This window comes from Mucilaginibacter boryungensis, assembly GCF_015221995.1.
In the GTDB taxonomy this organism is placed as follows: Bacteria; Bacteroidota; Bacteroidia; order Sphingobacteriales; family Sphingobacteriaceae; genus Mucilaginibacter; species Mucilaginibacter boryungensis.
Window position 1 is genome coordinate 2,893,217 of record NZ_JADFFM010000001.1, and the last position, 13,741, is coordinate 2,906,957.

Here is a 13,741-nt window from a genome sequence, read left to right on the forward strand (position 1 = left end):
TAGTATTAAAGCGTAAAAACTTTTGTTAATTGTGGCGCAAAGATACTATAACCGTTGCATAATTGCAACAGTTATAGTGATTAGTTAATTGGTGATTAGAGATTAGTTTTTGCATATCCACACATTCACTACCTTTGTCATTCTATGAGTGAAAAACAATACGCCACTTTTGAAACCGAATTCCGTGTGCGCCCGGATGATATAGATATGTTTCAGCATGTGCACAACAGCAAATACTTTGATTATGTGCTGGCCGCCCGGTACGACCAGATGGAACGCTGCTACGGTATGGCCATGGAGAAATTTATGGAACGTGGTTTTGGCTGGGTTGTACGTACCGCCCATGTAGAGTATAAACGCGCCCTAACCATGGGCGAATACTTTATTGTTAAAACAGGTATTGATACCATTAACGATAAAGGCTGCCGTGTAGTTTTTACTATCACCAATAAAGACACAACTAAAGTTTGTTGCGACGGCTGGTTTGATTACGTAATGATCGACATGGCAACCGGCCGTGGCGCTAAAGTGCCTGATGATGTGATTGAACACTATTCAAAATAATGCGATTGCCAAATTAAATAGTACCCGTTTTGCAATTGGCATTTCGAAGTTCAAACTCCATCACTCCCCTTCCGCTTTTACCGCAAACGTAGTATAATAATTATTGTAAAAAACTAAGTAAGCCACTACCCCATTTATTACAATCAAAGCCGCTATTTGCCTGTATAGGATCACAAAGAACAAACCCATAAACAGGCCTAACACATATTGCAGGTACCTGTCCATATTTAATCCCATCCAATAAAGCAGGCTGTGGAATAATAGTACAATACTTAAACCGAATGCTAACAGTTCAACAGCCAGCAATGGGTTAAAACGACTGAATAACCAGATACCCTCGGGCAGCAGCAACATTAAATAAACCAGCGCAAAACCAGCAAACAAACGCAGGCGGGTTTGCGGCAATCCCCTGGCGAAAATGAGGTAGGTTTCTTCAAACTTCCGTTCTTCAAATATTAACACGGCATGCGCAGTGGCAATAGCCAGCATAGCTATACCCGCGACGCGCACATCATGACTAACATCGGCAAACAACAAGAATACCCCGGTGACTATAAAGTATGATATAGTCTTGGTGATCACATATCGTACTTTCATATTATCAAACACCTGGTAAATAAACAGGCTATAGAATGGCTTGCGCCATTTGGTGCCGAAGCGTAAAAGTAACGATTGCTTCCCGCCATCAATTTGGCGGTTAACCAGTGTGGTGTAAATAAACCCTCCAAGCCATATCAGCAATACCAAGTACAGTAGTATCACCAGCGGACTTAAATAATAATGATGCCATGCTCCTACCACTACTGCTGTCAGTCCGTAAGCTATAATTGGCATTAACATAGCGCCCTGCGCCAGCATCCAGGCCTTTAACTGCTGGCCTTTACTAAATGATGTGCTGCTGTAAAATAAAAACTGCTGGTTAACGCCAAATATCTGCCCGGCGGTATAGTGCCACGTTTTAATACTGTATAGTAACCAAATGACAAACACAACCATCAGCATTAGCGGACTGGTTATAAAAGCCAGCATTAGGGTTTTGTGATAATTCAGCAACTGGCCCGCTTCTACCGAGCCGACTAAAGCCAGGAACACAAAAAGAAACAAACCGGCATGTACCCGATAAAATCCACGGGCAAATATTTTGACAAGTACACGACTTAATGATGACTCCATTATTTAGTTTAATCGAAACGAATCTTTTTAGCTTTTTCTAATTCTTATTTATTTTTATCCATTATTACTTATTCTTATTCGATTTCTATGTTTTCGCTAAATATTATTCGTTTTCTTGAAGATTTAGAGTTTGGTTCTCTACCAGTAATTCTTTTGCATTTGGCAACTCTTCCGGGTCAAGCGGCTGATGTGATGTGAGGAGGAAACTGGTGCCTTGCTGAGCATGCTGTTCGGCCATCCAGCCATATAATATTTTTAATGATGCAGTATCGATAGTGATCAGCGGTTCATCCAAAAGTATAATATCGGGCTTACCTAAAAATGCCAGCAATAACGACAACTTTTTCATCATTCCGCTGGAATATGAACCAACCGGGCCGTCAATATAGCTGGTCATGTACATGCTCTCTATTAGTTGCTGCTCCTGCCCTGCCGGCGCGCCTTTAGCATCAGCAAACAGGCTGATCATTTCCCTGCCGGTCAAAAATTCAGGGAATAACGGCTCAGCCTCGGCAAAGTTAACCAACTTGCGATAAGCTACGGGTTGTTTAGTAATGCTGATACTGTTGTTCAGCAATATGTCACCCTTAAAAGAAAGTATGCCAGCAATTGATTTCAGCAGCGTACTTTTCCCTGATCCATTTACGCCCCTTATCCAATAAATACCGGGCTCAATAGTCAGTTCATCTATTTTTAGCGCAGGGAAACTGCCGTAACGTTTTTCGAATTTTTGAAAGTGAAGCATGGTGTTGTTAATGCGGAAGTCGAAATATTAAAAAGTTACGCTTTCATCGCCCCTTCTATCAAACTTCCATAAAACTCGCTAACATCCATACCAGCGGCGCGTACCTGTTGCGGTATCAGGCTGGCGGCTGACTGCCCCGGAGTAGTGTTCACTTCAATAAAGTAAAAATCGTTGGTATTTTCCTGTAGGATGAAATCTATCCTTACCATCCCTTTGCAGTTCAGGCGCAGATAAATTTCAGTTACTATAGCGGCAATCTCCGCATTCTTTTCAGGGGACAGGTCAGCCGGGGTTATTTCTTTTGAGACGCCTGCGGTGTATTTGGCTTCATAGTCAAAAAACTCCTTACTGCTGATAATCTCCGTTGCAGGCAATACTGTTAAATGACCGTTCACCCGGGCTACGCCAATGCTAAATTCGCGGCCTTTAATAAATTCCTCTACCAAAACCTGGTCATCTTCGTTAAAAGCCTTTTCCAGCGCTTCAGGCAACGCGGCCACGTTGTGCACTTTGCTCATTCCCACACTGCTGCCACCATTATTTGGTTTAATAAATAACGGGAATTGCAGGGTATTGGCAATCACGGCCACCTCGTGCAGGTCGCGGTCAAATAACTGTAACGACTTAGCCGTGTGCAGGTTATGTATACTATGGATAATTGCTTTGGTATAAGCTTTGTTCATTGTAATGGCAGATGTGGTAGCGTCGCAAGTGTTATAAGGTACGCCCAGCATATCAAAATAGCCCTGCAGTTTACCATCTTCGCCCGGCGTGCCATGTATGGTTATAAAGGCAGCATCGAACTTTATTTTCTGCCCATTTAAGGTTAAGCTAAAATCATTTTTATCAATGTCCACCTGTTCACCGTTAGCTTCGTGAAACCAGCGGTCGCGGTTAACTAATACAATATAAACGGTGTATTTGGCTGGATCAAGGTTGGCTTTGATGTTCTTAGCGCTATTTAACGATACCTCGTACTCGCCAGTGTAGCCTCCTGCTATTAATGCTATTTGCTTTGTTGCCATAGGTCAAAGATAGGAGAAAGTCCGGAAGTCGGAAAGTCCGAAAAGTCCGAAAGCAAAAAACTAACCGAAACGAATCAGACCTTATAAAGTCTCAAATATTCTTCCGGACTTCCGGACTTTCCGACTAATAAAAAATTTGACTATGTTTGATTTCTAAATATTGAAATGAACAAACTCTGGGCATATTTAAAAACTAAAGATTTCCTTAAAAACTTTTTAGGTGCTATTGGTACCGTAATAGCCATTGTATTAATAGCTTATTTCAGCCTCAGTTATTATACTAAACATGGTTCGGGGATGCCGGTACCTCAGTTAAAGGGCATGCCAGTTGAAAAAGCTACCGCTTTATTGCAGGAACAAGGCTTCGATTACAAAATTGATTCGGTTTATATATTAGATAAAACCCCTGGCACAGTTACCGAGCAAGACCCTGACGCAGGGACCAATGTTAAGGAAGGCCGTGTAATATACCTTACCGTAGTAACAAAGTTAGCCCCAAATGTTAAACTGCCTGACTTAAAGGATGTCACTTATCTTGAAGCAGTCGCCATATTATCAAACAATGGATTAAAAATTGGAGACACTACCTACCGGTCTGACATTGCACGTAATAAAGTGCTTGAAGTAAAATTCAGCGGGCAAATACTTAAAGCCGGCGATAATGTCCCTAAAGGTTCGGTACTCGATCTGGTACTTGGCGATGGCGGTGGCGCCAGTGAAGTAGAAGTACCCGATTTTCTTAATCAAGACCTTGACGGTGTTAAAATGGCCATTGTGGGTGCTGGTTTAACTTTAGGTAATATTACCTATCAGGGCGCAATTACCGATTCGTCAAGCCTGATAGTTACCCAACAATTCCCGGCCAAAACAGATTCGCTAACTAAAGTGAGCCGTGGTACCCGTGTTAATTTAACCGTTATACAGGGAAAGAAACCTAATGAGCAGCAATAGTATCAGTGCGAAAGAAATGGCCCGCTACCTGGAAAACAATACCCCTATGCGTTTGCTGGATGTTCGGGAACCTATTGAATATCATACTTATAACATAGGCGGGTTAAATATCCCGTTATCTTTATTGCGCAACACATTGCCAATTGCCGATTGGGACAAGCAGGACGAATTAATTGTGATTTGCAAAGTTGGCCTGCGCAGTAAAACAGCGCAATCAATTTTACACGAAAATGGTTATACTAACGTTCGTAATTTAACCGGGGGCCTAATGGCCCTGCAAAAACTAAAGTGAAACAATACCCTCCATCGATATCATCATGACCACTGAAAAGCAATCATCATCCGGAACGTTTAAAAAATTCATTATTGCGCTGGTAGTTATTATTGTAATTGCCCTGGCCGCTACCGGCATATTCTATTATTTACGATTATTTGGGCCTAATGTAACCGACAAACAGCAATACTTATACATACACACCGGCGCCACTTATAATGATGTTTACGATACCATTAAAACGCAGGGCATTGTAAAAGATACCACCACTTTTAACTGGGCTGCACACAACATGAAGTATGTTATGCGCATTAAACCGGGTAAATACCGCCTGCACGAGGGTATGAGCAACCGTAAGCTGATACGTATGCTTCAATTAGGCGACCAGGAACCTGTGACTGTAAATTTCCATAACATCCGTTTGAAAGAGCAATTCGCCGGTTTTATGGGCCGTAAACTGGAGTCGGACTCATTAAGTATCATCCGGTTATTAGACTCGGCCGATTATGTTAAACAATATGGCTTCACTACGGATAACGTGTACGTAATAGTGATGCCCGACAGTTACCAGATGTTCTGGAATACGTCGCCCGAAAAGCTATTTGAAAGGCTGCTTAAACATTATAATAACTTTTGGACAGTAGCGCGTAAACAACAAGCTGAGGCCATAGGCCTTACGCCTATTAAAGTTTCTATCTTAGCATCAATAGTAGACGCCGAAGCTTTGCATGATGAGGAAATGCCCAAAATTGCAGGTCTGTATATTAACCGTCTGCACAAAAACATGGCCCTTCAAGCCGACCCAACGATCATTTTTGCAGTTCACGATTTTAATATTCACCGTGTGCTGAATAAGACAATCGCTGAGGCCGCCTCGTCGCCATATAGTACCTACAGCCACACCGGGCTGCCCCCGGGCCCTATCATGATGCCTTCTGTGAACGCGTTAAAGGCTGTTCTTAATTACGACCATAATAACTACCTGTACATGTGCGCTAAGGAGGATTTCTCGGGTAACCACAATTTTGCAGCTACCGAAGCTGAACATAAAATAAATGCGAGACGCTGGCAACAGGCATTAAACGAAAGAAACATCAAAAAATAATGTTTGAACACACCACCAAAGTACGTGTACGCTACGGCGAAACCGACCAAATGGGTTATATGTACTATGGTAACTATGCCGAATTTTTTGAAGTGGGCCGTGTAGAAATGCTGCGAAGCCTGGGCATGACTTATAGCAGTATGGAAGCATCGGGCATTATGATGCCTGTGCTGGAGATGAAATGCAAATACATTAAACCTGCCCGGTACGATGAGGAAATACGCATACGTGTAATTATGGATAAGATGCCGGGCGTTAAGATCCATTTTCGTTATGAACTTTTTAACGAAAATGATGAACTGATACACCAGGCCGAAACCCTGCTGGCGTTCATTAATATGAAGACTAACCGCCCCTGTTTACCATCGCAGGAGTTTCTTGATAAAATGAAATCCTTTTTTAAGTAATTTTGGGATAAATGGAATGGTTTCACCGCTTTTTATGCCGATTTAAGTTTTATCAATACTTTTTAGATTGGACGAAGGTGATTTACTTGCCCGGGTTCCGTCCGCTACCGTTGTATACTGTTGCCTCGTTCTTTTTTAAAGAGATCAAGCAGGATTCGCTGGTTAACCGGGCCTCGTCATTAGCTTATAGTTTTTTACTGGCGATCTTCCCGGTATTTATCTTTCTTTTTACGCTGATCCCTTACATACCGATACATAGCTTTAGGCCAAGCCTTTTGGAATTTATAGCTATGATATTGCCCCATAATGCTTACCTGGCTTTCCAAACCACTATTTTGGATATTGTTAATCATCAAAACTTAAGTTTGTTATCCTTTGGTTTTTTATCAGCAATGATATTTGCTACAAACGGCGTAGCTAAATTAATGAAGGCCTTCAACAAATCATCCATGATGGAAGAAAAGCGCACCTGGCTTAAACGCCGCTGGATAGCGCTGGTGTTAACCTTGATGATAGCCCTGTCGTTATTTGTAGCTATTATGATATTAATTATCGGGCAAGCGGTTGTTAATCTGTTGCAAATTAATAGCAGCAGTGTTGTTTTAAGGTATGTAGTAATGTTGGCCCGCTGGATAATTGTTACCGGGTTATTTTTTGTAACCATTGCCATATTATACCGCTATGGCCCGGCCAATAAACGAAAGTGGAAATTCCTTAGTCCTGGTTCTATTTTAGCTACTGCATTGGCAGTACTTACCTCCATGGGATTCTCGTTTTATATCAACAATTTCTCATCCTACAATAAAGTATACGGATCGATAGGCACCCTTATCGTAGTAATGATCTATCTGTATTTAAATTCGCTCATTATTCTCATTGGGTTTGAATTAAACGCAAGTATCGACCTATCCAAGCGTACTATTAAGATATCAAAACCGCGCTTCAACACTTTCCGTACGCCAAAATCGCTGGAATAACACTTTTAACAACCTGTATTACAACCGGTTAAATTCATATAAAATTAAGTTTAAAAAAATAGCATTCAAATTTGCCAATTCGCCCCGGATTTGTACTTTTGTCCCCGGAGAGTTGGCAGAGTGGTCGATTGCGGCAGTCTTGAAAACTGTTGAACTGTGAAAGGTTCCTGGGGTTCGAATCCCTAACTCTCCGCCAAAATAAAAGCCCCACATATGTGGGGCTTTTGTATTATTATTCATTTTTATTTACTGCTGGGCTAATCCATAGCCGTTTGTAACTTTTCCTTTTGATTTACTAATGGTTTCAGAAGGGATAGGCCAGTAAATGCGTGGCGGGTCGCCGGCTGATGTTATACCCGAAAGAATGTTTCTTTGGTAAACGGTAAATTTACTGGCAAGGTCCACTCCCCAATTAGTTTTAACATATCCTGCTGCTACCAGGGCGGCAGCTTCCGGACTGGCCGGGTTAATATAACGGAATAAACCTTGTATGGCTATGTTGTGTGTGGTGCCTACTACCTTACTGGCTACACTTGGAAGCGTAGCGTAGTTGTATTGCCCTCTCCATGCCGGGTAGGTGGCTGTGTTTAAAACCGGCCCCAGGGCAGTAGTATCCGCTGCAGGGGTGTCAAAAGTTAACGGATTGGTTAAAGCTACCTTTTTTACATAAATATAGGCAGGAAAATCGTTGCCATTGGCAAAATGATGATATCCAAGGGTGTTAATATCAGCTACTGTAGCCGCCATTTCCTGTTGAATTGCAATTGCCCTTTCAGCATAGGTACCCGAACGGATCATATCCCAACGGCGTGTACCTTCACCCAGTAACTCTAATTTACGCTCTTTTAATACTGCGTCTTTCAATGCCTGTCCACTCAGGGCGCCTATGTCATATTTCGCGTTTCCAAAAGCACGTTCCCTAATTTGGTTAACCAGGGTAACAGCATCGTTTTCGCCCAGTTCGGCTTTAACCTCGGCCAACATTAATATAACATCTGCTATCCTTAAAATAGGCCAGTTAATGCCCGAGTTTCTCTGGGCTGCAACATAAGGCGGGTTCATACGGTTATCGTCCCATTTATTGGTGGCAATGCCACCAAGGCTTTTACTGCCCGGAACAAAGCTGATCATCTTTTCATTACCATCGCCATTGCTTGCTGTAACAGCTACGCTGGCATCCCTTCGCTTATCGGCATTTAAATACTCTCCATAATAAACAGTTGGGATAATACGTAGCGCACCAAATACTTTGTTAGGGGCAGCAAGGGCGCTACCACCATCAGATGGGCGACCAAACGCATATGGGTATTCGCTGGTGGTTGCCGCTAAAGCGCCGCTTACGTTCACTATTTCAAATACCGATTCGCTGCTAAGGGTCAAGTTTGCAAAATTCTGAAAATGAAGCTGAAAAGGGTTATTAATACCACCACCGCGGGTATCGCCGGTGATTAACCCTGAAGTACCCTTATTATCAATGGCTTTTTGCAGATAGGTTTTAGCTGTTTGATAATAAGTAAGATAATCGTTACGACGGGCATATACACATTTATTGGCCTCGTTCCCTTTTTTGGTAAATGCTACATTCCCATATAAGCCGGTTACATCGGTACGGATAGTTTGATAACCGCCTGAAAAAAGTGCTATCTGACCTATAAGCGCATCTGCAAAAGTACGCGACATACGCTCCTGGGTAATACCGCCCTGGCCTAAATTGTACATCAACGGTTCTACCTTTTTTAGTGCATCAAGCAGTTTGTCGTAAATATCAAAGCGCGAGGTTAATGTATAATCATCGGCACCGGTGTTTTCATACCCATAAGGCACATCGCCAAAGTGCAGTGTTAACTGGAAATAGCAGAATGCCCGCATGGTTACCGCTTCGCCATATAGTTGTGTCCAGTCGGTTGTTTTACCTGCAGCTACATCTGCCTGATAGGCTGGTTTTGCGGCAATAACAGTGGCTAACCTATCGGCAAGTGCCAGCGTTTGGTAAAGGCCGTTAAATCCACCGGCAACCGCATCCACACTCAATTGGTCTGAACGGCCAATGGCATTCAGGTTGTTGGTCGATCCATCCTCGGGGTAGTATTCCGCGTCAGAACCAATAGGGTCATTCCACCGGTAAACGCCCATTATACAGCTTTGCCTGTAGTTGGCATAGCACCACGAAAGTGATTTGAAAGTTTCTGTTGTTGTAGTGGTAACAAAATTATCATCCACACTTGAGGGAGACGTTACATCTAAAAAGCTCTTTTTACACGCTGTAAAAGACAGACACAAGGCCACTGCGGCTATATATTTTATATATGTTTTCATGTTTTGTGTTTTTAACTATTAAAAATTAAGATTTACGCCCATCACAAACGACCGGGCACGCGGATACGCACCATAGTCAAACCCAGTTGTAGGGTAAATTGAATTATTTGCATTATCATTAACGCCAACTTCCGGGTCTAGCCCTTTGTAACCTGTAATGGTTAGTAAATTATATACGCTACCATATATACGAAGGTTGTTTACATGAACTTTTGATAATACAGCTTTAGGTACTGTGTAGCCCAAGGTAAGCGTATTCAGGCGCAGGAAGGAACCTTTCTCGATACCCAGTGTTGAAGTAACCCCGGTTTCGCTGTAAGACAAAGGTAAGGTAGCGTTCGCATTTGCAGCATTAAACTCATCAGGTGTCCTTAACCTAACCAACTGACCGTTAACAACATTGTAAATTTTGTAAGCGTTGTTCATAATATCCAACTTGTTTTGATAAACCCCTGCTTCCTTAGGGCCGAATAATGACAACAACTTATTAGCATTATAAACATCGTTCCCGTAGCTGTAGTTGAAGTTTAGTCCCAAGTCGATACGTTTATAAGTAACGTTGATATTAAAGCCACCGGTAAACTTAGGGGCAGTATTGCCTATAATACCAAGGTCATTATCGTCAATTTTCCCATCACTGTTTATGTCTTTATACTTGGCCAATCCTGGATAAGCATTTTGGTTTGCAGGCCTGTCGGTACCCGTTACCAGGCCATGCACTACACCGGCAACTGTTGTGCTAAGGTCGGCAATGCCGGGCTTCAAGGTGTACAACCCATTATTGTAAGTAAAATCATTAGGGGTATAAAAACCATCATAAACCAAGCCACGTACCTGGCCAACGGGGCGCCCAACTACTAATTGATAATCTGATGCCGGATAGGTTGCACTGCCATTCCAGCCCGACCCATAAAGCCCGGTTACATTATCAGCCAATTTATCGATGTTGTTTTTGTTAAAGTTAATGTTGCCACCCACAGTAACCTTCCAGTCTTTATTTTTATAAGCTGTTCCTAAAAGCGATAATTCTACACCCCTATTGCTTAACTGCCCAATATTGGCAAAAGTAGAAGTGAAGCCTGTGATACCTGTAATTTGGGTTTGCAGCAGCAAATCTTTAGTAGTATTATAATATACATCAACAGTGCCCGATAATTTTTCGCCAAATAAAGTAAAGTCTGTACCAATATTACGCGTAATCGTAGTTTCCCATTTTAAATTAGGGTTAGACAGGACAGAAGGAGTGCTTAACTGATAGGTAGGCAATAATGCGTGATTGCTGTCAAACTGGCTACGTGCATCTGTTACCGTTCCCCATGATTGCAGTGTTACTCCTGATGGAATATTATTGTTACCCACAGCACCGTAGGATACACGAAGTTTCAAGTCGTTAACCCATGTTGCATGTTTCATGAAATCCTCCTGCGATATGCGCCAAGCAAATGCGCCACCCGGGAAGTAGCCCCAGCGGTTAGCCGCGGTAAACCTGGAAGAACCATCTGCACGGAATGTTCCGGTTAATAAGTATTTATCCTTAAAGCTATATATTAAACGACCGAAATATGAATTAAGGCGATCCGGCGTATTTACGCTTGAAGAAGTGGTAAGTATACCATTTGAAATTTGGGCGAATGCGGTTTCCTCGGTAAAGTTGGAAGGAAATTTAGCCGACTGTATCGATATACCGGTACCACCCGAGTTAAAAAATTCGGTACCTGCCAAAACGTTCAGTTTATTATCGCTATTAATGTCGTATTGATAACTTAAAGTGTTTGCCCAACGCATTCCCCAGCTATCATTTTTGCGGTAATCGGCATTACCTGCAAACGATTTATTTCCTGTGGCATCATCAAGGTAGCTGTTATAAACAGCACCCGACCAATATTTACGTTGTGACCATGCGCCATTACCGCTAAAATCGGTATGATAGGTTAAGCCTTTTATAATTTCCCAATTCAAGGATGCTAATCCTACCAAATTTTGCGAAAGTGAAAGTGGATCATAATCACTGGCGCGCGCAACAGGGCTGTAATTATCCGACAAAACGTTTTTGCCGAATAGCGAGATATTATTACTGGCCGTTATTGCACCCAGGTTGCCTAAAATATGATTAGTTGCAATAGGCCTGAATTGGTATGCAGAAGAAAGTATTGATCCGCCTCCGCTGCCGGTTGATTCGTCCCCAAGTGTCGGCGTGTTAGCATAACGTATATTCAGATCGAACGAAACGTTATCATACAACTTTTGATTTATCTTTATCGCTGCAGTTGCGCGTTTTTGATATGATTTTACTTTCATCCCCTCATCGTCGCTATAAGTAGCAGAAAACAGCACTTTGGTTTTGTCTGTCCCCCCCGCTACGGTAAGTGCATGGTTCCATGAAGTTGATTGTTTATAAGCTTGCTTTTGGCTGTCATCAGTTGATAAATTCCTGTAGCTTTCTATACCACCTGTATTGCTGCCTGCATTTGCACCCAGGCCATACAACTGTTCAAATGGGGTTTGGTAAGCAGTGCCGTTAGCAGCGGCATTGGCCCACACATATCTCAAATAATCGTAGGGCGCTAAGGCTTGTAAATATTTGGTTGGCGTGTTAATTTTAGTATAGCCGTTATAACTAACGGTATTTTTACCAGCTTTGCCCGATTTTGTAGTAACAAGCACAACACCGTTAGCGCCACGTGAACCATAAATAGCCGACGACGAGGCATCTTTCAGTACGTCAACACTTTCTACCTGGTCTGCCGGGATATCATTTAAATTGCCGGGGATACCATCAATAAGTATCAGCGCCTGGTTACTTTGAGATATGGAAGTACCGCCGCGTACCCGGATATTGATTGCACCGCCTGGGCGACCGTCCTGTGATGTAATGTTTACGCCGGGTAGTTTTCCCTGCATGGCCTGTGCTACGTTGGCCACCGGCACGGCCGCAATATCTTTGCCGCTTACCGAGGCTACAGCGCCTGTTAAATCGCGGCGCTTAACAGTACCATAACCAATAACCACTACCTCATTCAGGTTTTGGGCCGCGTCTTTAAGCGTAGCATCAATATTAGTACGCCCATTAATGGCCACCTCGTTACTGGCATAGCCCACAAAGGAAAACACCAGTGCACTTTGCGAATTATTCACCCGCAGGGAATAATGGCCGTTAACATCGGTAACCGCACCGGTAGTCGTGCCTTTAACACTGACACTAACACCAGGTAAGGTTTGTCTTTTGTCGTCGCGCACGGTACCGCTCACTGTAATGGTTTGTGCAAAAGCCTGTACGGCTATTAAAAAAACAAAAACCAAGCCCAGGTAAAAGCCCCGGTTAAGGAGATAATTTTTTTGTCGCCAGTGTTTGACATTTAGTAATGATTGAGTAAAAAAATTCATAATTGATTGGAATTAAAAGTTAGGATATTAAAAATTGGTTTGCGTGAGGAAGAAGCTCTGAATAAACGAGCTTGAATAATGAACATTTGCGGAAAGCCTTATATATGAAGACATGAAAAAATAAAGTTTTTCTCATAACTGTTATTCCTACAATTAACCGGCATTAGTGCATGTTGCCGGCAGGGTTAAAATTTGGTTATTGTTAAGCTGATTATGAATATTATTAATTCAACCAGCAATCGATTGCATAATATTAAATAAATAATGATCGCTTTAAAAGGTTGCTATTTATTAATAAATGTACAATTGACAGAAATGAATATACAATAAATATTAAAAAAATGGCATTTTAATAAAAAATAAATACTTAAGCGAACATCATCTCATGGCAAGTTTACCTGATGCTGTTTAATCCAGGCAGAAGTCAATTTCTTACGCGCTGTTAACTACATAAGCGCATTTACAACAAAATGTTTATTTTTGCCGATCTCAAAATTCGGAGAGATGTCAGAGTGATCGAATGTGCCTGATTCGAAATCAGGTGTACTGTAACAGGTACCGGGGGTTTGAATCCCTCTCTCTCCGCAAAACGCCTCTTAATTAATTGGTTTCAACAATTTAACCTATTTAATTAAGAGGCATTCATACTTCCTATCCAAATCATACAAAACTGATAATCAACTGCATTTGAGATGGAATCCCTCTAACTTTTTATCCGACTATACTATATTGGTTAGGGCTTGCAGTTATTGCAGGCCTTGTTTGTTATCAGTTATCCCAATCTTTTTTTTGCAAATAGTTAAATAAAACAATTTTACCC

General features: G+C 42.0%; 11 protein-coding genes and 2 tRNA genes. 8 read left to right on the forward strand and 5 right to left on the reverse strand.

The window, feature by feature from the left end:
* The first annotated feature begins 144 nt into the window (after positions 1-144).
* Positions 145-564, forward strand: coding sequence for an acyl-CoA thioesterase (locus tag IRJ18_RS12225; RefSeq protein WP_194106482.1), 420 nt, complete (start codon positions 145-147; stop codon positions 562-564).
* Between the two features lie 60 nt (positions 565-624).
* On the opposite strand, the gene IRJ18_RS12230 is transcribed toward IRJ18_RS12225, so the two are convergent.
* The 3 genes from IRJ18_RS12230 to IRJ18_RS12240 all read right to left on the reverse strand — a co-directional run bounded on the left by IRJ18_RS12230 (position 625) and on the right by IRJ18_RS12240 (position 3,507).
* Entirely contained in the window at positions 625-1,737 is a 1,113-nt protein-coding gene (locus IRJ18_RS12230; RefSeq protein WP_194106483.1) for a hypothetical protein, read from the reverse strand.
* 103 nt (positions 1,738-1,840) lie between these two features.
* Positions 1,841-2,482: an ABC transporter ATP-binding protein gene (locus IRJ18_RS12235; protein ID WP_194106484.1), complete on the reverse strand. Its 642-nt coding sequence runs from the start codon at positions 2,480-2,482 to the stop codon at positions 1,841-1,843.
* Between the two features lie 35 nt (positions 2,483-2,517).
* Complete coding sequence (locus tag IRJ18_RS12240) at positions 2,518-3,507, reverse strand: D-alanine--D-alanine ligase (protein WP_194106485.1); 990 nt, start codon at positions 3,505-3,507, stop codon at positions 2,518-2,520.
* Between the two features lie 165 nt (positions 3,508-3,672).
* Here IRJ18_RS12240 and IRJ18_RS12245 point away from each other — a divergent pair, with 165 nt between their 5' ends.
* From IRJ18_RS12245 to IRJ18_RS12270, 6 genes are all read left to right on the forward strand, one after another.
* Positions 3,673-4,458: a PASTA domain-containing protein gene (locus IRJ18_RS12245; protein ID WP_194106486.1), complete on the forward strand. Its 786-nt coding sequence runs from the start codon at positions 3,673-3,675 to the stop codon at positions 4,456-4,458.
* Positions 4,445-4,750, forward strand: coding sequence for a rhodanese-like domain-containing protein (locus IRJ18_RS12250; protein WP_228072718.1), 306 nt, complete (start codon positions 4,445-4,447; stop codon positions 4,748-4,750). The genes IRJ18_RS12245 and IRJ18_RS12250 overlap by 14 nt, the downstream gene beginning before the upstream one ends.
* Positions 4,751-4,775: 25 nt before the next feature.
* The gene (mltG, locus tag IRJ18_RS12255) at positions 4,776-5,837 is read left to right on the forward strand and encodes an endolytic transglycosylase MltG (protein WP_194106487.1); all 1,062 of its coding nucleotides are present in this window, start codon (positions 4,776-4,778) and stop codon (positions 5,835-5,837) included.
* Positions 5,837-6,244, forward strand: coding sequence for an acyl-CoA thioesterase (locus IRJ18_RS12260; RefSeq protein ID WP_194106488.1), 408 nt, complete (start codon positions 5,837-5,839; stop codon positions 6,242-6,244). Before mltG ends, IRJ18_RS12260 begins: the two co-directional genes overlap by 1 nt.
* An 11-nt stretch (positions 6,245-6,255) precedes the next feature.
* Positions 6,256-7,221: a YihY/virulence factor BrkB family protein gene (locus IRJ18_RS12265; protein WP_194106489.1), complete on the forward strand. Its 966-nt coding sequence runs from the start codon at positions 6,256-6,258 to the stop codon at positions 7,219-7,221.
* A gap of 106 nt (positions 7,222-7,327) precedes the next feature.
* Positions 7,328-7,417, forward strand: a tRNA-Ser gene (locus IRJ18_RS12270).
* 50 nt (positions 7,418-7,467) lie between these two features.
* Here IRJ18_RS12270 and IRJ18_RS12275 read toward each other — a convergent pair.
* Both IRJ18_RS12275 and IRJ18_RS12280 read right to left on the reverse strand, forming a co-directional pair.
* Entirely contained in the window at positions 7,468-9,537 is a 2,070-nt protein-coding gene (locus IRJ18_RS12275) for a RagB/SusD family nutrient uptake outer membrane protein (RefSeq protein ID WP_194106490.1), read from the reverse strand.
* An 18-nt stretch (positions 9,538-9,555) separates the two neighbouring features.
* Entirely contained in the window at positions 9,556-12,921 is a 3,366-nt protein-coding gene (locus IRJ18_RS12280) for a SusC/RagA family TonB-linked outer membrane protein (RefSeq protein ID WP_194106491.1), read from the reverse strand.
* A gap of 498 nt (positions 12,922-13,419) precedes the next feature.
* Here IRJ18_RS12280 and IRJ18_RS12285 point away from each other — a divergent pair.
* Positions 13,420-13,506 (forward strand) — tRNA-Ser (locus tag IRJ18_RS12285).
* Positions 13,507-13,741: the final 235 nt, after the last annotated feature.

Coding starts and splice junctions, on each gene's coding strand:
- IRJ18_RS12235 (WP_194106484.1), bottom strand. CDS start 2,482: ATGCTTCACTTTCAAAAATTCGAAAAACGTTACGGCAGTTTCCCTGCG.
- mltG (WP_194106487.1), top strand. CDS start 4,776: ATGACCACTGAAAAGCAATCATCATCCGGAACGTTTAAAAAATTCATT.
- IRJ18_RS12260 (WP_194106488.1), top strand. CDS start 5,837: ATGTTTGAACACACCACCAAAGTACGTGTACGCTACGGCGAAACCGAC.
- IRJ18_RS12230 (WP_194106483.1), bottom strand. CDS start 1,737: ATGGAGTCATCATTAAGTCGTGTACTTGTCAAAATATTTGCCCGTGGA.
- IRJ18_RS12250 (WP_228072718.1), top strand. CDS start 4,445: ATGAGCAGCAATAGTATCAGTGCGAAAGAAATGGCCCGCTACCTGGAA.
- IRJ18_RS12265 (WP_194106489.1), top strand. CDS start 6,256: ATGGAATGGTTTCACCGCTTTTTATGCCGATTTAAGTTTTATCAATAC.
- IRJ18_RS12225 (WP_194106482.1), top strand. CDS start 145: ATGAGTGAAAAACAATACGCCACTTTTGAAACCGAATTCCGTGTGCGC.
- IRJ18_RS12240 (WP_194106485.1), bottom strand. CDS start 3,507: ATGGCAACAAAGCAAATAGCATTAATAGCAGGAGGCTACACTGGCGAG.
- IRJ18_RS12245 (WP_194106486.1), top strand. CDS start 3,673: ATGAACAAACTCTGGGCATATTTAAAAACTAAAGATTTCCTTAAAAAC.
- IRJ18_RS12275 (WP_194106490.1), bottom strand. CDS start 9,537: ATGAAAACATATATAAAATATATAGCCGCAGTGGCCTTGTGTCTGTCT.
- IRJ18_RS12280 (WP_194106491.1), bottom strand. CDS start 12,921: ATGAATTTTTTTACTCAATCATTACTAAATGTCAAACACTGGCGACAA.